18 protein-coding genes are annotated in these 16,649 nt (G+C 70.9%); 1 reads left to right on the top strand and 17 read right to left on the bottom strand.

The window, feature by feature from the left end:
• The first annotated feature begins 80 nt into the window (after positions 1-80).
• Complete coding sequence (locus M1203_RS24070) at positions 81-839, top strand: SDR family NAD(P)-dependent oxidoreductase (RefSeq protein WP_249951861.1); 759 nt, start codon at positions 81-83, stop codon at positions 837-839.
• A gap of 114 nt (positions 840-953) precedes the next feature.
• On the opposite strand, the gene M1203_RS24075 is transcribed toward M1203_RS24070, so the two are convergent.
• From M1203_RS24075 to M1203_RS24155, 17 genes are all read right to left on the bottom strand, one after another.
• Complete coding sequence (locus tag M1203_RS24075; protein ID WP_249951862.1) at positions 954-1,994, bottom strand: MBL fold metallo-hydrolase; 1,041 nt, start codon at positions 1,992-1,994, stop codon at positions 954-956.
• Positions 1,991-3,532: a class I adenylate-forming enzyme family protein gene (locus M1203_RS24080; RefSeq protein ID WP_249951863.1), complete on the bottom strand. Its 1,542-nt coding sequence runs from the start codon at positions 3,530-3,532 to the stop codon at positions 1,991-1,993. The genes M1203_RS24075 and M1203_RS24080 overlap by 4 nt, the downstream gene beginning before the upstream one ends.
• Positions 3,533-3,625: 93 nt before the next feature.
• Positions 3,626-3,946 (bottom strand): EthD domain-containing protein, encoded by a 321-nt coding sequence (locus tag M1203_RS24085; protein WP_249951864.1) that lies wholly within the window; start codon positions 3,944-3,946, stop codon positions 3,626-3,628.
• Positions 3,947-3,965: 19 nt separating this feature from the next.
• On the bottom strand, positions 3,966-4,418 hold the full coding sequence (locus M1203_RS24090) for a hypothetical protein (protein ID WP_249951865.1): 453 nt from the start codon (positions 4,416-4,418) through the stop codon (positions 3,966-3,968).
• Between the two features lie 43 nt (positions 4,419-4,461).
• The gene (locus M1203_RS24095; RefSeq protein ID WP_249951866.1) at positions 4,462-5,760 is read right to left on the bottom strand and encodes an FAD-binding protein; all 1,299 of its coding nucleotides are present in this window, start codon (positions 5,758-5,760) and stop codon (positions 4,462-4,464) included.
• Between the two features lie 60 nt (positions 5,761-5,820).
• Positions 5,821-6,180: a nuclear transport factor 2 family protein gene (locus M1203_RS24100; protein WP_249951867.1), complete on the bottom strand. Its 360-nt coding sequence runs from the start codon at positions 6,178-6,180 to the stop codon at positions 5,821-5,823.
• Positions 6,181-6,250: 70 nt separating this feature from the next.
• Positions 6,251-7,441: an ABC transporter substrate-binding protein gene (locus M1203_RS24105; protein ID WP_249951868.1), complete on the bottom strand. Its 1,191-nt coding sequence runs from the start codon at positions 7,439-7,441 to the stop codon at positions 6,251-6,253.
• A 194-nt stretch (positions 7,442-7,635) separates the two neighbouring features.
• Positions 7,636-8,256: a TetR/AcrR family transcriptional regulator gene (locus tag M1203_RS24110; RefSeq protein WP_249951869.1), complete on the bottom strand. Its 621-nt coding sequence runs from the start codon at positions 8,254-8,256 to the stop codon at positions 7,636-7,638.
• A 59-nt stretch (positions 8,257-8,315) separates the two neighbouring features.
• Positions 8,316-9,155, bottom strand: a complete 840-nt coding sequence (locus M1203_RS24115; protein WP_249951870.1) for an enoyl-CoA hydratase/isomerase family protein — start codon at positions 9,153-9,155, stop codon at positions 8,316-8,318.
• Positions 9,152-9,937, bottom strand: coding sequence for an SDR family oxidoreductase (locus tag M1203_RS24120; protein ID WP_249951871.1), 786 nt, complete (start codon positions 9,935-9,937; stop codon positions 9,152-9,154). The genes M1203_RS24115 and M1203_RS24120 overlap by 4 nt, the downstream gene beginning before the upstream one ends.
• Complete coding sequence (locus M1203_RS24125) at positions 9,934-10,710, bottom strand: SDR family oxidoreductase (protein WP_249951872.1); 777 nt, start codon at positions 10,708-10,710, stop codon at positions 9,934-9,936. The genes M1203_RS24120 and M1203_RS24125 overlap by 4 nt, the downstream gene beginning before the upstream one ends.
• Positions 10,707-11,972: an acyl-CoA dehydrogenase family protein gene (locus M1203_RS24130; protein ID WP_249951873.1), complete on the bottom strand. Its 1,266-nt coding sequence runs from the start codon at positions 11,970-11,972 to the stop codon at positions 10,707-10,709. The genes M1203_RS24125 and M1203_RS24130 overlap by 4 nt, the downstream gene beginning before the upstream one ends.
• Before the next feature lie 70 nt (positions 11,973-12,042).
• Positions 12,043-13,035 (bottom strand): phosphotransferase family protein, encoded by a 993-nt coding sequence (locus M1203_RS24135; protein WP_249951874.1) that lies wholly within the window; start codon positions 13,033-13,035, stop codon positions 12,043-12,045.
• Positions 13,032-14,234 carry an acyl-CoA dehydrogenase family protein gene (locus M1203_RS24140; protein ID WP_249951875.1) on the bottom strand — a complete coding sequence of 401 codons (1,203 nt, stop codon included), beginning with the start codon at positions 14,232-14,234 and terminating at the stop codon, positions 13,032-13,034. The genes M1203_RS24135 and M1203_RS24140 overlap by 4 nt, the downstream gene beginning before the upstream one ends.
• A 31-nt stretch (positions 14,235-14,265) precedes the next feature.
• Positions 14,266-15,411 carry a thiolase family protein gene (locus tag M1203_RS24145; RefSeq protein ID WP_249951876.1) on the bottom strand — a complete coding sequence of 382 codons (1,146 nt, stop codon included), beginning with the start codon at positions 15,409-15,411 and terminating at the stop codon, positions 14,266-14,268.
• Positions 15,408-15,788 carry a Zn-ribbon domain-containing OB-fold protein gene (locus M1203_RS24150; protein ID WP_249951877.1) on the bottom strand — a complete coding sequence of 127 codons (381 nt, stop codon included), beginning with the start codon at positions 15,786-15,788 and terminating at the stop codon, positions 15,408-15,410. The genes M1203_RS24145 and M1203_RS24150 overlap by 4 nt, the downstream gene beginning before the upstream one ends.
• Before the next feature lie 5 nt (positions 15,789-15,793).
• Positions 15,794-16,582 carry an enoyl-CoA hydratase/isomerase family protein gene (locus M1203_RS24155; RefSeq protein WP_249951878.1) on the bottom strand — a complete coding sequence of 263 codons (789 nt, stop codon included), beginning with the start codon at positions 16,580-16,582 and terminating at the stop codon, positions 15,794-15,796.
• Positions 16,583-16,649: the final 67 nt, after the last annotated feature.

Raw genomic sequence — 16,649 nt, forward strand, 5'->3', positions numbered from 1 at the left:
GTGACGGGCGTCGGCGTCCCCGCGCCGCGGCAGTGGGAGCCGCTGCCGTGACCACCCAGAAACCGAGCGGAGGAGAGCCCGTGCGAGACCGACTGTCCGGACAGGTCGCGCTGATCACCGGCGCGACGGGCGGCATAGGGGATGCCATCACGCGCCGCCTGGCCGCCGAGGGCGCCGGCGTGGTGGTGACGGATGTGGACGCCGCCCGCTGTGAGGAACTGGCGAGAGAACTGACGGCCGGCGGGACGCGAGCGCTCGGCCTCGCACTGGACGTCCGCGACGAGGACGCGTGGCACGGCGCCATCGAGCGGGTGGTCGCCGAACTGGGCGGCCTGTCCGTCCTCGTCAACAACGCGGGCATCGCCCGTATGCGTACCGTGGAGACGGAGACCCAGGAGTCCTGGGACCAGGTCATCGCGGTCACCCAGACCGGTGTCTGGCTGGGTATGAAGCATGGCGGGCCCGCGATCGAACGCTTCGGTGGCGGCTCGATCGTCAACATCGCGTCGGTCTTCGGTACGGTCGGCGGCTTCGGAAGCCAGTTCTCGTACCACGCCGCGAAGGGCGCGGTCCGGCTGATGACGAAGAACGCCGCGCTGCACTGGGCGGCGCGGGGCGTACGCGTCAACTCGATCCATCCCGGTTTCATCGAGACGCCCCTGTCGCGCGAGCTGTGGCACGGCACCCCCCGGCACACCGCCATGATCGAGGGCACCCCCATGGGCCGGCTGGGAAGCCCCGGAGAGGTCGCGGGGGCGGTGGCGTTCCTCGCGTCACAGGACGCGAGCTTCGTCACCGGCTCCGAGCTGTACGTGGACGGCGGCTGGACGGCACGCTGAGAGGAAGGGCGGGGGCGCGGACGACTGCCGCGCCCCTCGTGCCGTATGTCCGTACGCGTGCTGTCACCGCACACGTGGTGTCACCGCACACGTGGTGTCACCGCACACGTGGTGTCACCGCACACGTGTGTACTGACGCACCCCGCCCACGAACGCCGCCGTGGCCCGCCCCCGCAGTACCAGGACATCCAGATGCGCCGCCGTCTCATTGACCGCAAGCATCTGGTTGAAGGCGCTGAGCTCGCCGAACGGCACCTCCCGACGGGTCCAGCCCAGCGTGCGCGCCACCGCGTGGGCGTCGAGTGCGCTCTCACTCAGCGCCGCGAGGCTCTTGGCCAGCCGGTTGTCGTGGTGGCTGAGCAGTTCGGCGACGCGGATGTGCACGCTCTCGGCGACCGGCCCGTGCGCCGGCAGCAGACGGGTGTCGGCGTACCGCGTCATCAGCCGCAGCGAGTCCAGATAGTCGGCGAGCGGGCGCCCACCGGGCTCGGCCAGTTCGAAGCCGATGGACGGGGTGATGTGCGGCAGGACGTGATCCCCGGAGAACAACAGTCCACGCTCTTCGTCCAGGTAGACCACGTGTCCCTTGGTGTGTCCGGGAGTGGGTACGACGTGCAGCTCGTGGTCGCCGAAGCGGAGGGTTTCCGCGCCGAGCCAGCGGTCGGGGCTCTCCCACACACTCGGGTCGTAGCCTCCGTGGTCCAACGCCTGGATACGGTCGGCCAGTTCGCCCGCTCCCGCCCTGCGCAGTGTTTCCAGTGAGCCGACGGGTTCGTCGCTGCGCAGCCGGTCGAGCATCTCCAGGCCCGGCCGTTCGCCCGCCCCCAGGTACACCCGTGAGCCCAGCAGCCTGCGCAGTTCCACGGCGTTCGTGTAATGGTCGCGGTGGATGTGGGTGACCAGGATGTGGCTGATGTCGCCGAGGTCGCGGCCGATGTCCGCCAAGGCCCGCTCAAGCGCCTTTCGCGCCTCGGGAATCGCCCAGCCGCCGTCGATCATGACGATGCCGTCGTCGTCCGCCAGGTTCTCCAGCAGATACACATTGACGGCGTGCAGGCCGTCGTTGGGCAGCGGCAGGGGAACGCGGTGCACCCCGGGCCGCACGGTCTGGACTCCGGACGCGGCCCACGGGCCCTGGTCGAACCGCGTTGTCATAACTCTCCCTTTGCTGGTGTGCCACCGTGGTGCGGGCCGGTTCCGGAGTGCGCGCGCAACCGCCGGGCCAGTTCGCGGGCCCCGGACCGGTCGAGCTTGCCGACCTTGGTCTGGGGCAGTTCCTCGATGGCGTAGACGAACTCGGGCCACTTGGCCTTGGACAGTCCGACGCTTTCCAGATGCCCGGTCACTTCCGCCAGATCGATCCCGCCACCGTCCTCCGTGACGACGAGCAGCGCGACACGCTCGCCGAGTACCTCGTCCGGGACGGCCGCGACACACGCCCTCGCGACGCGCGGGTAACCGGCGACCGCCCGCTCTATCTCGGTGATGTCGATGTTGCGGCCGCCGCGGATGATGACGTCCTTCTCGCGGCCCATGATGCTGATGGTGCCGTCCTCGTGGGTCAGCAGCAGATCGCCGGTGGGAAAGTAGCCGTCCTCCGTGAGCGCCGGCGGCTCGACTCCGCCGTCGCGGGCGTAGCCGAGGAAGAGGGAAGGGCCGCGTACGTGCGCCCGGCCGGACACGCCCGGTCCGGCTTCGGCTCCCTCGGGGGTGAGCGCGCGCAGGTCCGTGCCGGGGAAGGGGCGGCCGTCCCTGCCGAGCCGTATCTCCTCGGGGTCGTCGGGGCGGGGCGAGGTGTGCCCCAGGCACTCGGACATGCCGAAGACACGGAGGATCTTGGTACCCAGAGACCGTTCGGCCCGCGCGAGGGCGCCGCGGTCCATCGGGCCACCGCCCACGGTGATCGCGCGCACTCCCGCGAGGATGCCGGAGCCGGCCGCCTCAGTGCCCATCTGCAGCGCCATCGTCGGTACGCACATGGTCCAGCGGACCTCTGCATCGGCCATCCGCCGCAGGGCGACGGCCCGGTCCCACTTCGCCGTCAGGACGAGCGGGCCGCCCAGCAGAAGCGAGAGATGGACGCCGAAGCAGTACGCGGCCGTCGACGACAGTGGCACGACCGCGGCCACCGCGTCGCCGGGGGTCAGGCCGTTGATCTCCATGGTGCTCGTGCAGGCGTAGCGCAGGGCCTCCTCGGACTGCACGACGCCCTTCGGCCGGCCGGTCGATCCGGAGGTCAGCCCGATGACGACGCCCCCCGACCAGCGCGACACATCGCGCCGCCCGGGCGAGGCCCGGCAGGTCCACCCGTCGAGTGCGGTGTCCGCACGGCCCCGCAGCAGCCCGGGAACCGCCCATTCCTCCATCGCCAGGGGGTCGGCGACCACGGCGTCCGGGCGGATGTCCTCCCAGGCCGCGGCGAACTCGGCGCGGGTGGTGTGCCGGTTGACGAGCGCGAGGACCCCGCCGCTCAGGCCCACGGCGAGTGTGCCGGCGACGGTACGCCACGAGTTGTCGGCCTGGAGCATGACGGTTCCCCCGGGCCCGTCGGCCGCGCCGGGGAACATCACCCCGGCGAGCCGGGCCGCCTCGGCCAGCAACTCGCGCGCGGTATGGCTGCCCGCGTCGTCGATGACGGCGACGAAGTCCGCCTGCTCGGCCCTTCGTTGGAACTCCCGTACTACCTGTCGCATCCCGCTTCCTCGCTACGCTGTGCCGAACTCGGTCAGGAACCCCGCTGTGAACGCCGTGCCGACGAACGGGGGAACGGTCGATCCGGCGGCGCCTCAGCCGGTGAACATCTCCGCCTCGTGCCCCATCACCGCGACGCGGCGGCCCTTCATGTCCCCGACCTGTGCGACCGCGTCCGCCCACTGCGGGCTCGCGAGGGCCTTCTTCAGGTCCTCCGGGGAGTCGAAGCCGAGCACGGAGATCCCGTCCCAGCCCTCGGAGCGCGGCTCCAGGGCGTTGTCGATCTCGGTGTGCCGCCAGGAGCGAAGCCCCGGGAGGCGGTAAGTCAGCTCCGCGTGGTCGTGTCGCCACCAGTCGATGAACTGTTCGTGCGTCCACTCCGGGGGCCGTGCCGCGAGCAGGACGAGGTTGTACATGGCTGTCCTCCGTACGTGTTCAGTTGAAGCGGATCTCGGACGACCGGCCGATCAGCAGACGCTGGAGTCGGCCGTTGTCGTCCACCCGCCCGGCGGCGACGAAACTCGCCTCGGGAACGCCTCCGCGCCGTACCTCGCCGAGGAAGAGCTCGTCCTGGCCGAGGGTGGTCGCGGACAGCAGATGGTGGGTGCGCGTGCCCCTCTCGCGTTGTTGGAGGTAGCCGACCAGCGCGGCGCGGTCACCGGCGAAGTCGGTCGCGTTCCCGTCGCCGGTGGAGAACAGGATGGAGAGGGAGAAGTCGTCGCTGATCAGATCGAGGATCCTGGACGGCTCATCGCTGTCCAGGATCTCGAACCATGCGGTCAGGAATGGCGCGGGGGCGAGGGCGGGGGCGGCTGCCGGGGCGGTGCCTGTGTCGGTGTCGGTGTCGGTGTCAGTGGTTGTATCGGTGTCGGTGGTTGTGTCGGTCATATCGGCTTCCTCACGATGGTCCGATGAGCGTGTGTGGGCTCGCCTACGGTCGGTTCGTCGCGGACGCCGGTGTACCGCGCCCCGCCCGGCCCGCGGCGAGCCGGCCCGCCCGGCGGCCGGATACGACGGCCAGGCACAGCCCGCCGCCGTATCCCTCGTGGTAGGCGTCGCCCATATCGGCGCCCGCGGCGTACAGTCCCCGAACCGGCCGGCCTGCCGCGTCCACGACGGATCCTTCGCCGTCCACCTCGATGCCGCCGAAGGTGAAGGTGATCGCGGGGACGACATCCGCGGCGAAGACACGGCCAGGGCCGAGTCGGGCTCGTGTCCCGTCGTCGAGATCGGGCTCGTCGTACCCCCATTCCCGCAGTACGGGCAGCAGCGAGCCCAGATCGTGGGCGACCGTGGCCCGGCCGCCGCGGTCCCGGCTGAACGCCCACCGGTCGAGGCGCGGGGTGCCAGGCACGAACGGCGCCTGCGCGGCGTCCCGCTGGACCTGTTCCGACCACAGCAGCAGACCTCGCCCGCCGTGTGCGGCCAGCGCCATCGCGTTGTTGTGGTCACCGCGCCGCTCGTCGGTGAACCGGCGTCCGGAGCGGTCGAGGAGAATGCCGAGGCCGCTGTGGTAGAGCGCGAAGGTGATGAAGTCGATGTGCGAGAGCGACTGGACGCCGGACGCGAAGAGGTGACCGTAGAAGCCGGTGTTCGCGGTGTTGGCGGAGCCGCCGAGACTCTCGGCCAGAGCCATTCCCGTGCCCCGCGAATGCGGGTTTCCCCGCAGCGGTGGCACGAAGCCCCCGCCCACGAGCGAGGCCCGCACCCGTGGATCGGCCTGCCGGCCGCCGGTGGCCAGTACCACCGAGGTGCTGGTGATCCGCAGGACGCCGTCCGGCGTCGACACGGTGGTCACATAGCCGGTCCCGGTCCGTGTGATGTCCTCCGTCCGTGCCTCGGCGACGAGGCGTCCGCCGGCCGCCGTCACGGCCCGTACCAGGTGGGCGATCACCACCGGCATGTCGAACTTGTGGCCCCGTCCGGCGAGGGCCCGTTCCTCGCCGGTGAGTGGCGGCACCAGGCCGGTGAGCCAGTCGATGGCCTCGCGATAGCCGTCAACGACGAGTCGGCCGTGGCGCTGGAAGCGGCCGGGGTCCTCCTCGCGCAGCCGTTCGGCGCTCTCGATGGCCCAGACGTAACCGCCCGATATCGCGGCGGATCCACCGACCGTCGCCGCGGACTCCAGCACCATCACCGAGGCGCCGTCCGCCACGGCGGTGACAGCCGCGCTCAGGCCCGCCGGCCCGGCGCCGAGCACGACGACGTCCACCCGCGTTTCTACCGTCATGGGTCACTCCTGTGGTGTGGAGAGCCGCGCGTGGGCGACACCTGCCGGGGCATGGCCGGGCTACTCGGGCCGGTCGATGAGGTCGTACGTCGTGGTGAAGTACGACTGGTAGCGCGCCATCCGCCCGTCGGGTGTGATGACGGCGGCCGACAGGAACGAGCCGACGGCCTTCCCGGACTCGGTCACCACTCCGTAGGCGGTCTCCAGATCACCGTCGCAGCCGTGGCGCAGAATCTCGTGCGACCTCTCGACGGCGTTGCGGCCCGCGAGGTAGGCGGCGAAGTCGTCCTTGGACCATCCCGTCGTCTCATGGCCCGGCAGGGCGATGCGGAAACGGAAGTCGGGTACGAGCAGATCGAGCGCCTGCTCGGGGTGGTCGCTGTCCATACGTGCCATGTAGGCGCGCAACACGCCGGCCATGCTTGGTCCTTTCGCTGCCTGGAAGGGCTGTCGGCGGGATGTCGGTCGGTGGCGGGCCCGTGGGGTGACCTCAGTCTCGGACGGGCGGTGTGAAGAAGTCACCCCTCGACTCCCAGCGGCCGTTCCTGACGACGACCTTCTGTACGTCGCGGGTGCCGAGGTGGCGGCCGGCGGCGAAGCTGAGCACCGGTGCCACGCCGGTGTCGACGTGGCGCGCGTTCTGGTAGGCCCGGGTCAGCGACTCGGCGGTGACCGGCCCGTCAATGGTCTTGGCGATCTCGACGAACGCCTTCGCCGCGGCCCAGCCCCAGAGGGTGATGAAGTCGGCCGGCTGACCCCGCTCGTACTTCGCCATCGCCGCGCGGAACTCCTTGATGGCGGGGTCGTCGTCATGCGGTGACTTGACCAGCTGCACCGCCCTGACCCCTTCGGCCGCCTCGCCCGCCAGTGTGAGCGTGGACTGTGCCGCCACCGGCGCATAGCCGTACATGGGTGTGGACAGCCCTTGCAGCCTGGCTTCCTTCAGATAGGACGCGGCTTCGGCGGACGCGAGGATCAGCACGACGGCGTCGGGTTTCTCGGCCCTCACCTTGCTGATCACCGGGCTGTAGTCGGTGGTCTGGAACTTCACCGGCAGTCGTTTCACCCGGACCGAGGGATCTGTCTTGCGGGCAGCGGGACCGATCTCCTCGGCGACCTTGAGGAAGGCCGCCGGATCGCTGTGCACGACGAGCACCTTCTTCGCTCCGTCGCGCGCCACCCAGTCGCCGAGCGCGGCCGCCTGGTCCTCGTACAGGGTCTGGAGTCCGAACAGCCCGTCGCGGGCGGGCTCGTACCAGGACGCGTCCCCGCCCAGCGTGTTGAGGACCGGCACCTTCGACTGTTCCAGGACGAAGGGGAAGGTGGCCTGGGACTGGGCGGTGCCGTTGGTGGCGACGATCGCCACGACCCTGTCCTGGTCCACGAGCCGCCGCGCGATCTGCACGGTCTGCTGGGGATCGTAGGCGTTGTCCTTGACGATCCATTCGATCCTGCGACCGTTGATCCCGCCGCGTGCGTTGACCGACTTGAAGTACGCGTCCGCGCCCGCCCGCTCGGGGATACCGAAGGAGGCCAGGGCGCCCGTGAGCGGGTACCACGCGCCGATCCTGATGGTGCTGTCGTCCCCTGCCGCCGAGGGGCCGCTGCCGCAGGCGCTCGCCACCAGGGCGAGCATGGCGGCAAGTGCGGCGATGAGCGCGCGCGTCGTGCGTCGTCGCATGACCCTCCCCAGGTCAACCTGAGTTCAGTTCAACTCCTGGGGGAGTTTAATCCCGGGGAAACACGCCTGGCAATGGCTGGTCACGTACCCGGTCACCAGGGGTCGGGAACCCAACAGCGGCGGCCCGACAACGGCGCGGCCCCCTGACGGACATCCGTCAGGGGGCCGCGAGGTGCGCGGGACCACTCAGCGGGTCAGGAGGCGACCATACGCACACACGCGCCCTCGATCAGTTCGCTGATCTCCGAGAGCGGCGTCGGTCCCGACGGCCGGTACCACCGCCACACACTGACGATCAGGCCCAGCACACTCGCGCCGAGCAGCTGCGCGTCCCGCAGTGGGAAGGCGCCCTGGGACATGCCCTTCACCAGCAGGTTCGTCCAGTCCCTCTCGACGACCTGGACCAACTGCCGGGCCGCGACCCGCTCGGCCTCCTCACGCTTGGACCGGCGGGAACCGGACAGCAGGTCCATGTGGTTCTGCAGGATGCGCATCTGCAGGACCTCGTGATCGGAGACGTCGTACGCCGCGCGGACCGCGGCCCGCAGCGCCTCGACGGGATCCTCGCTGTCCTTGGTCGCCTCGACGAACAGATCGTGGGATCGCTGCAGTTCGAGCCGCATGATGGTGAGCAGACAGTGGGTCTTGGACTCGAAGTAGTGGTAAAGGGCGGTCTGTCCGATGCCCACCCGCTCGGCGACGGTCGACCACTTGGTGGCCTCGAAGCCGGTTTCGCCGAAGCAGTCCACGGCGGCCGTGAGGATGGCCGCGCGCTTGGACCTCGGTCCCGCCTCCGGTTCAACGATCCCTGTCATGATCTCTCTCCATGGCCGTCACCACCGTGTGCGTACCCGAGAGTAGACCCAAGTTGAACTCAGTTGCCAATCGGTCGGATCACCGGGCTTCGAGCACGGTCGCGTTGGCGCCTGGGCTCGATGCCCGTGAAGTCGGGTGTCCGCTTGCCGAGGAAAGCGGCGACGCCCTCGCGGCCCGCGTCGGAGACCGCCGCGTCGGCGAGCGCGCGAGCCTCCCTGTCCAGGTGCGGGCCGAGGTCCGAGACCAGACCGGAGGCGACGAGCCGGCGGGTGGCTCCGAAGGCGGCGGTGGGTCCGCGGCGCAGGGTCTCGGCCGTGCGCGTGGCCTCGGCCGCCAGTCGGCCGGCGGTGACGACCCGGCTCACGAGTCCGATCGCGGCGGCTTCGGCCGCCAGTATCCGCCGGTTGGTCAGCAGCAGGTCCAGGGCTCGCTTGGGGCCGATGAGGCGGGGCAGCGACCAGCTCACCCCGGCGTCCGGCGAGTAGCCGACGCCGGTGTAGGCGGTGGTGAACGAGGCGTTGTCGGCGGCGAGGGTCACATCGGCGGCCACGGCCAGGCCGATGCCCGCGCCCGCGACGGCGCCCCGGACGGCGGCCACCATGGGCGCGTCGATCGCGGCGAACGTGCGCAGGGCGTCGTGCAGCGCGTCGGTGACCGCGATGAGGTGCTTCTCCAACGCCTCCCCGGAGAGGCGGGAGAATTCCCTGAGGTCGCCACCGACGCAGAAGGAATCCCCCTCGCCGGTGAGCAGGACGGCTCGTACCGCCTGGCGCTCGCAGGCCTGTGCCGCGTCGAGGAGGCCATGCGCCATCGCCAGATCAATGGCGTTGCCCGCCTCGCCACGGCGGAGGGTGACACGGGCGAGGCCGTCGTCCTCGATCTCGATGCCGACGCTCATCGCGCGGTCCATCCGCCGTCGACGGTCAGGACCTGACCGGTGCAGTACGAGGAGGCGTCCGAGGCCAGGAAGAGCAGCGCGCCGTCGAGTTCATGGCCGTCACCGCCGCGGCGCAGCAGTGTGTTGCGCTCCACCCAGCGGCCGGCGCGCTCGTCGCCGAAGAGGTCCGCGGTCATCTCGGTGCGGAACCAGCCCGGAGCGAGCGCGTTGACTCGGGTGCCGCCGCGGCCCCACTGACCGGCCAGCTCGCGGGTGAGGCCGATCAGTCCGGCTTTGGACGCCGCGTAGCTCGCGCCGCCGAGCGGGGCGGCGGAGACCAGGCCGAGGATGGACGAGACGTTGATGACACTCTTTCCTCCCATGGGCGCCTCCGCCGGGGCGGGGGCCTCGGCGGTGAGCCGGGCGAGATGGAACGGTGCGGTGAGGTTCACACCGAGTACTTCGGCGAAGGTGTCCGGGGATTCGTCCTCGGCACGTCTCTCCCCGGCGGTGGCCGCGTTGTTGACCAGGACATCCACGCGACCGGTGCCGGTCAGGGCCGTCTCGACCAGCCTCGCTCGGTCGGCGGCCAGCGAGACATCGCAGGCGACGGGGTGGATGCGCGCGTCGGCGTCGGCGAGTTCCTTCAGCCGGTCGGCGCGACGGGCGGCGGCGAACACGGTGGCGCCGGCCCCCGCGAGTACGGTGGCGAACCGTGCGCCGAGCCCCGCGGAGGCCCCGGTGACGATGGCCGTCCTGCCCGCCAGCGAGAACAGTTCGGAGGCGGGTGGTGGTGCGCTCACTCGTCCACCCCGATCGGCAGGGCGGTCGCGCCGCCGTCGAGCACCAGGGTCTGGCCGGTCATCCAGGAGGAGGCGTCGGAGGCCAGGAACAGCGCCGCGTTCGCCACGTCCTCGACCGTGCCGAGCCGCCGCAGCGGCAGTCTTGCGGTGAGGATGGGCTCGCGCACCTCCCACACCGCACGGGCCAGTTCCGTCTTGACCAGCCCGGGGGCGATGGCGTTCACCCGTGCCCGCGGCCCGAGTTCGTAGGCGAGCTGCCGGGTCATATGGAGCATGGCGGCCTTGGTGGCGTTGTAGTAGCCGATGTGCGGGTCGACGATCAGCCCGCCGACGGAGGCGATGTTGATCACCGCTCCCCCGTGCTCGGCCATCCAGGCCCGCCAGGCGCAACGGGTCCAGACGATCATCCCGTACTGGTTGACCCGTACGGTCTTCTCCGCGCGCGGCAGGTCCAGGTCGACCAGGGCGCCGTGGTACGGGTTGGTCGCCGCGTTGTTGACGAGAATGTCGACCCGGCCGAAACGGGTCGTGGTCTCGTCGACGCAGGCCTCGGCCTGGTCGGGTTCGCCCGCGTTGGCCACGACCGTGTGCACATCGCCGTCGCCTTCGACCCGCAGCAGTTCCTCGCGGGCCCCGGCGAGTCCTGCCGCCTTGCGGGCCGCGATCACCACGTGTGCGCCGGCCGCCCGGTAGGCGGCGGCGATCCCGAGGCCGATGCCGCGGGATCCGCCGGTGATCACGGCCACGCGGCCGTCGAGGGCGCCGGCGCTCACGCCGCGCCTGCCTTCGTACCGGTCTTCGTGGCTGCCTTCGTGCCCGCCATCCTGCCCGCCTTCTCGTACCGGGCGAGTTCCTGGCGCGCCACGGTGCGCAGATGGACCTCGTCGGGGCCGTCGGCGATGCGCAGCGCCCGGGTGATGGCGTACAGCCGGGCCAGTACGGTGTCATCGCTCACTCCCGCCGCACCGTGCGTCTGGACCGCGCGGTCGACCACCCGGTGGGCCACCTCCAGCGCCGCCACCTTGATCGCGGCGACCTCCATACGGGCGGCGGCGTTGCCGACGGTGTCCATCAGCCAGGCGGACTTGAGGACGAGGAGGCGCAGTTGCTCGATCTCGATGCGGCTGCGGGCGATCCATTCGCGCACCACGCCCCGGTCGGCGAGCGGTCCGCCGAAGGCGACGCGTTCGGTGGCGCGCTCGCACATCAGCCGCAGGGCACGCTCGGCGAAGCCGACGGCGCGCATCGCGTAGTGCATGCGCCCGGGGCCGAGCCGCCCCTGGGCGAGCGCGAAGCCCTCCCCCTCGCCTCTGAGGATGTTCGCCACCGGCACGCGGACGTTCTCGAAGAGCACATCACCGTGTCCGAGCCGGTCCCTGTAGCCGAACATCGGCAGGTCGCGCAGGACCGTGATGCCCGGCGTGTCGCGGGGGATGAGCAGCATGCTCTGCTGCCGGTAGGTGGGCGCGTCCGGGTCGGTCCTGCCCATCAGGATGATCAGCTCGCAGTCGGGGTCGAGAATCCCGGAGGTGTACCACTTGCGACCGTTGACGACGTAGCTGTCGCCCTCGCGCGTGATACGGGTCCGGATATTGCGGGCGTCCGAGCTGGCGACCTCGGGTTCGGTCATCGCGAAGCAGGAGCGGATCTCGGCCTCCAGCAGGGGCCGCAACCAGCGCTCCTGCTGCTCGGACGTGCCGTACAGGGCGAGCAGTTCCATGTTGCCCGTGTCGGGCGCCGAGCAGTTGAACACCTCGGGGCCGATGAGGGAGCGGCCCGCCAGTTCGGCGAGCGGCGCGTACTCCAGATTGCTGAGTCCCGCCCCCCACGCGCCGTGCGCCATGAAGAGGTTCCACAGGCCCTCGGCGCGCGCCTTCTCCTTCAGCTCGGCCATCACCGGGGGCAGCGCGTGCGGGTCGGCCGCCTCGGCCAGCTGCCGGTCGTGGACGGCTTCGGCGGGAAAGACATGCTGTTCCATGAACGACCGCATGCGGTCCTGGAGTTCACTCGCGCGTGGCGAGAATCCGAAATCCACGATTGCTCCTCTTCGCCGACGACGGCTCGGCGTATGTCCCAAGTGCTGTGGTGTGTGTGGTCGGCCCGGATCAGCCGAGGATGTCGCGCGCCGTGCGGATCATCGCGGCGATGGTGGGTGGCAGTCGCTCCTGGTCCGGGTCGTGGTGCTTGCCCTCGCGGTGCCGACGCAGGTTGTGGCCCATGATGGCGGCCATCTTCATGCGGGCGAGGGCCCGGAACCAGTCCATCCCGGGCAGCGCGGGACGGCCTTCGAGGTAGGTGTCCAGCAGTTCGCTCTCGGTGGGCAGGCCGGGTACGGCGCGACCGAGCCGGGGGAAATTGCGGTGGTCGGCGAAGAGCAGGAACCATCCGAGGTCGACGCGCGGGTCACCGACGCTCCAGATCTCCCAGTCGACGACCGCCATCGCACGCGTGCCGGCACACAGCACATTGCCGAGCCGGAAGTCGCCGTGCAGCAGCACCGGCGGGAGGCCGGGGGGCACCTCGGCGGCGAGACGACGCAGCAACTCCTCACCTCCCGGGCGCAGTTCGGCCGGTACCGCCCGCAGAGTGCGCTGCCACCGCGCCAGCTCGCCGGCCGCGTCGAGCGGTTCTGGCGCGTCGAGGCCGGGTGCACGGACATCGGTGTCGTGCAGCCGTCGCAGCACGGAGGCGATCTCCAGCATCCGCGCCGACGCCGTCGCGGCGGGCACCTCCGGCTCGTCGAGTACCGGTTCGACGGCCTCCCCCTCGGCGAAGTCCATGGCGAACCAGGCGGGTTGCGTCTCGTCGACGGCCGCGACGCCCGGCACCGGCACCGGCACCGGCACCGGCACCGAGGAGGCGGCCAGTGCGCCCAGCACCCGCGCCTGACGCAGCACATCGTTGCGGCCGATGGGGCGCTGCCCCGGGGGCACCGCCTTGATGACATAGGTCGCGTCCCCCGCGGTGACCGCGTACGTCAGCCCCGAGTGGCCGCCCGGCAGAGGGGTCAGCTCACCGATGAGTTCCCCGGGACGCAGCGCGGCGAGCCGGGCTCGGACCCGTCCGGTCAGCTCGGACACCGCGCTGGCCGCGTTCATCGGGCCGGCTCTCTGGGCAGACCGAGCACACGCTCGGCGAGGATGGTGCGCTGGATCTCGTCGGTGCCGCCCGCGATGCTGTATCCGGGCGCGCCGAGCAGGTGCTCCGTCCAGGCGTAGGTGCCCCACTCCCCGGTGTCCGCGACGAGGCGCGGGCCGAGCAGTTCCGACACCAGATCGCTGGTGCGCCGCATGGTCTCCGTGGCGTACAGCTTGCCCACCGAGGCTTCGGCGCCCGGCTCGCGTCCGGCGACGAGAGCGCCGGTCACCCGCAGCCCGATGAGCCGTTGCACGAGGGCGCGGACGTAGAGGTCGGCGGCCTGCTGCTGTTCGCCGCCGGTGAGTGGAACAGGACGGTTCCGGGCCAGTCGCAGCGCCCGGTCGGCGTTGTCCAGGCCGAGGTTGCCGGAGTCGAGCCTTTCGGCGGCCAGCACGCTCAGTGTGACGCCCCAGCCCTTGCCGACCGGTCCGAGCCGGTCGGTGTCGGGTACGACCACACCGTCGAGGTAGACCTCGTTGAAGCCGGCGCCGCCGGTCATCTGCCGGATGGGCCGTACGGTCACGCCCGGCGCGTCCATGCGCACCAGGAAGACGGTGATGCCCGCGTGCTTGCGTACGTCGGGGTCGGTGCGGCACACCGCGACCCCCCAGGTCGCGACCGGGGCCCCGGAGGTCCACACCTTGTGTCCCTGGAGCACCCAGTTGTCGCCGTCGCGCACCGCCTTCGTACGCACCGCGGCGAGGTCGGAGCCGGCTTCGGTCTCCGAGAAGAGCTGGCAGGCCAGCTCATCGGTGCGCAGCATGGGCCGCAGCCAGCGCCGCTTCTGTTCCTCGGTGCCCCAGATGCCGATCGCGGGGGCGACGAGTTGTTGCGTCACGGAGAAGATCTCGGTGCGGTGCGGCACGTCGAAGGCCGCTTCCTCGGCCCGGTAGAGCTGCTCGTAGTACCCGGGCAGGTCGCGCCCCCCGTATGTTTCCGGCCAGTTGAGCGCACCCCACCCCTGGTCGTAACGCGCGCGCTCCCACTTCTGGGTGCGGGCGGTGTGTGCACGCTCCTGCTGCCCGGTCCAGTTCTCGAACACGGCGACGGAGTCGGAGCCGCTGCCCCACTCCCCGTCGGCGGTACGAGGCGGGGCGGCCGTGGCGAGCCACTGCCGGGCCCGCGCGCGGAACTCCTCGGGTTCCGGGATGGCGCTCATCTTCTTCCTGCACCTCGATTCGGCGGAGTATTCAGCGGGACAGCACCGTGCAGGCGCTCACGCCCGGGGCGCCGTACACATGGGTGAAACCGACCCTGGGTTCGCCGGGGACCTGGCGTTCGCCGGCCCGGCCGCGCAGTTGCTGGACAACCTCATAGACCTGGCGCAGTCCTGAGGCTCCGATGGGTTCGCCGTTGGCGATGCAGCCGCCGTCGGTGTTGACCGGCAGTGATCCGCCGATGTCCGTCGCACCCGAGGCGATCAGCCGCTCCTGTTCGCCGTCCTCGCAGAATCCGCACTCGGCCATGTGCATGACTTCGGCGCCGCTCTCGGTGTCCTGGAGCTGGCAGACGTCGACGTCGCCGGGGCCGATCCCCGCCTGCTCGAAGGCGGCGGCCGAGGCGTCGCGGCTGACACTGGTCAGCTCGCCCCCGGGGATCCAGGGGCTGAACACCTCGAACGAGCCGAAGCGCCGGGTGCGTACGGCCGCCGACCGCAGGGTGACCGACGGGCCGTCCAGTGTGCGGGCGGCCTCGGGCGAGCAGAGGACCAGCGCGGCGGCGCCCGCGCCCGGTGAGCAGAACATATAGCGGGTCAGCGGGTCACTGACCATGCCGGAGTCCAGGATCTCCGCGGCGGACACCGGCGCCCGGCGCCAGGCCTCGGGGGTGCGGGCTCCGTTGCGGTACGCCTTCTCCGCGACGAGCGCGAGGGTCCCCGGGGTGATCCCGTGATCGTGCATATAGCGCCGGATCTTCATGCCGAAGAACTGTGTGGTCACCATCAGCCCGTCGCTGCCGTACTCCTCCCCCAGTCCCCAGTCCTCGGGCCGTGGGTCGAAGGCGCCTCGCGGGTGCTTGTCGAAGCCGACGGCGAGGACGACGTCCGCCATGCCGGAGCGGATCGCGTTCACGGCGGAGACCAGTGCGCTGCCGCCGGTCGCGCAGCCGTTCCTGACATTCACGAACGGCAGCCCGGTCAAACCGAGTTGGGCCACCAGCGTATCGGCGAGCCCGGCGCTGTCGCTGCCTCCGAACGCGGCCCGCACCCGCGACCACTCGATCCCGGCGTCCGCCAGCGCGGCGTTCACCGCGCCGACCGCCAGCCGGCGGCCGGACGCCTCGGTCCGGCCGAACGGGGTACGCCCGGCGCCGCAGATCAGCACGTCGACACTCATGAGCCCTCCTCACGGCCGGTGGTGGGGCGGGCCCGCGGCACCCCGTCCCCCGCGGTCACCGTGAGGGGCATACCGATCCGGATCTCGTCGAGGTCGTCGACGTCGAGTACCGCCGCCACCCGTACGCCCTCCGTCAGCTCGACATAGCCGAGCGCGAACGGTACGAAGCCGCCCGACGGCGCTTGGTACGGCGGCGACTTGGGCGCGTACCGCTGCACCGTCCACGTCCACAGCGCCCCGCCGCCCGCCAGGGCCGCCGGGGAGGCGGGCCCCCCGCAGCGTGGGCACGCCTCGTCCGCGGGGTAGACCGCCACCGAGCAGCCGGAGCACCGCGAGCCCGGAAGCCCCGCGGCCGGATTCCGCGGCTCCCCGGTCATCCGGCTCAGCGCCCCCACCACTTCGGTTCCCGCTTCTCCAGGAACGCCGAGACTCCCTCGTTCGCGTCCTCGGAGTTGAGCGCCACGCCCACGGCGAGGTGCTCCATCACCATCAGCGACTGGGTGTCGGCGTCCAGACTCCGGTCGATCGTCATCTTGGTGAGCCACATCGTGAACGGGCTCTTGTCGATGAGGTCGCCGATGAAGTCCTGGACCGTCTCGTCCAGCTTGTCGGCCGGGGCCGACCTGTTGATCAGGCCGAACTCGGCGGCCTCGGTGCCGGACAGCAGTTTGCCGGTGAGCATCAGTTCCTTGGTCTTGCGGATGCCGATCATGCGCGGCACCCGGTAGATCGGGCCGGCCCCGCCGAACAGCGCGCGGCGGATGTGGAAGTCACCGATCTTGGCGTCGTCCGCGGCGATGGCGAAGTCGCAGGAGATCATGATCTCGAAGCCGCCCGCGGTGACATGGCCCTCCAGGACCGCGACCGAGGGGGTCTTCATCGAGTAGAGACGGTCGCACACCTTCGCGGACTTGACCGCGACATCGATGGCGTTGGACTTGCCGACGTACTCCGCCTTCAGGCTGTCGAGGTCGAAGCCCGAGCAGAAGGTGCCGCCGCGACCGCGGACCACCAGCACGCGCAGCTCGGGGTCCGCGTCGACCTCGGTGATGATCTCGTCGAGCCGGTCCAGGATCGGCACCGTGACGCAGTTCTTCTTCCAGGGGCGGTTGAGCCAGACACGGGCGACATGGCCGTCGCGCTCGAACTGGATCTCGTCTTCCACTGCCATCTCCGAACCTCCAAACTGAACTGAATTCACTACGAGTGTGGGGAGCGGGTGATCCACTGTCAACCCC

Origin of the sequence: Streptomyces sp. 35G-GA-8 (genome assembly GCF_023534745.1) — a bacterium.
Taxonomy (GTDB): Bacteria; Actinomycetota; Actinomycetes; order Streptomycetales; family Streptomycetaceae; genus Streptomyces.

What these genes read in the sequence shown, in the direction of transcription:
- M1203_RS24075 (WP_249951862.1), bottom strand. Translation starts at nt 1,994, where the DNA reads ATGACAACGCGGTTCGACCAGGGCCCGTGGGCCGCGTCCGGAGTCCAG.
- M1203_RS24080 (WP_249951863.1), bottom strand. Translation starts at nt 3,532, where the DNA reads ATGCGACAGGTAGTACGGGAGTTCCAACGAAGGGCCGAGCAGGCGGAC.
- M1203_RS24085 (WP_249951864.1), bottom strand. Translation starts at nt 3,946, where the DNA reads ATGTACAACCTCGTCCTGCTCGCGGCACGGCCCCCGGAGTGGACGCAC.
- M1203_RS24090 (WP_249951865.1), bottom strand. Translation starts at nt 4,418, where the DNA reads ATGACCGACACAACCACCGACACCGATACAACCACTGACACCGACACC.
- M1203_RS24095 (WP_249951866.1), bottom strand. Translation starts at nt 5,760, where the DNA reads ATGACGGTAGAAACGCGGGTGGACGTCGTCGTGCTCGGCGCCGGGCCG.
- M1203_RS24100 (WP_249951867.1), bottom strand. Translation starts at nt 6,180, where the DNA reads ATGGCCGGCGTGTTGCGCGCCTACATGGCACGTATGGACAGCGACCAC.
- M1203_RS24105 (WP_249951868.1), bottom strand. Translation starts at nt 7,441, where the DNA reads ATGCGACGACGCACGACGCGCGCGCTCATCGCCGCACTTGCCGCCATG.
- M1203_RS24110 (WP_249951869.1), bottom strand. Translation starts at nt 8,256, where the DNA reads ATGACAGGGATCGTTGAACCGGAGGCGGGACCGAGGTCCAAGCGCGCG.
- M1203_RS24115 (WP_249951870.1), bottom strand. Translation starts at nt 9,155, where the DNA reads ATGAGCGTCGGCATCGAGATCGAGGACGACGGCCTCGCCCGTGTCACC.
- M1203_RS24135 (WP_249951874.1), bottom strand. Translation starts at nt 13,035, where the DNA reads ATGAACGCGGCCAGCGCGGTGTCCGAGCTGACCGGACGGGTCCGAGCC.
- M1203_RS24140 (WP_249951875.1), bottom strand. Translation starts at nt 14,234, where the DNA reads ATGAGCGCCATCCCGGAACCCGAGGAGTTCCGCGCGCGGGCCCGGCAG.
- M1203_RS24145 (WP_249951876.1), bottom strand. Translation starts at nt 15,411, where the DNA reads ATGAGTGTCGACGTGCTGATCTGCGGCGCCGGGCGTACCCCGTTCGGC.
- M1203_RS24150 (WP_249951877.1), bottom strand. Translation starts at nt 15,788, where the DNA reads ATGACCGGGGAGCCGCGGAATCCGGCCGCGGGGCTTCCGGGCTCGCGG.
- M1203_RS24155 (WP_249951878.1), bottom strand. Translation starts at nt 16,582, where the DNA reads ATGGCAGTGGAAGACGAGATCCAGTTCGAGCGCGACGGCCATGTCGCC.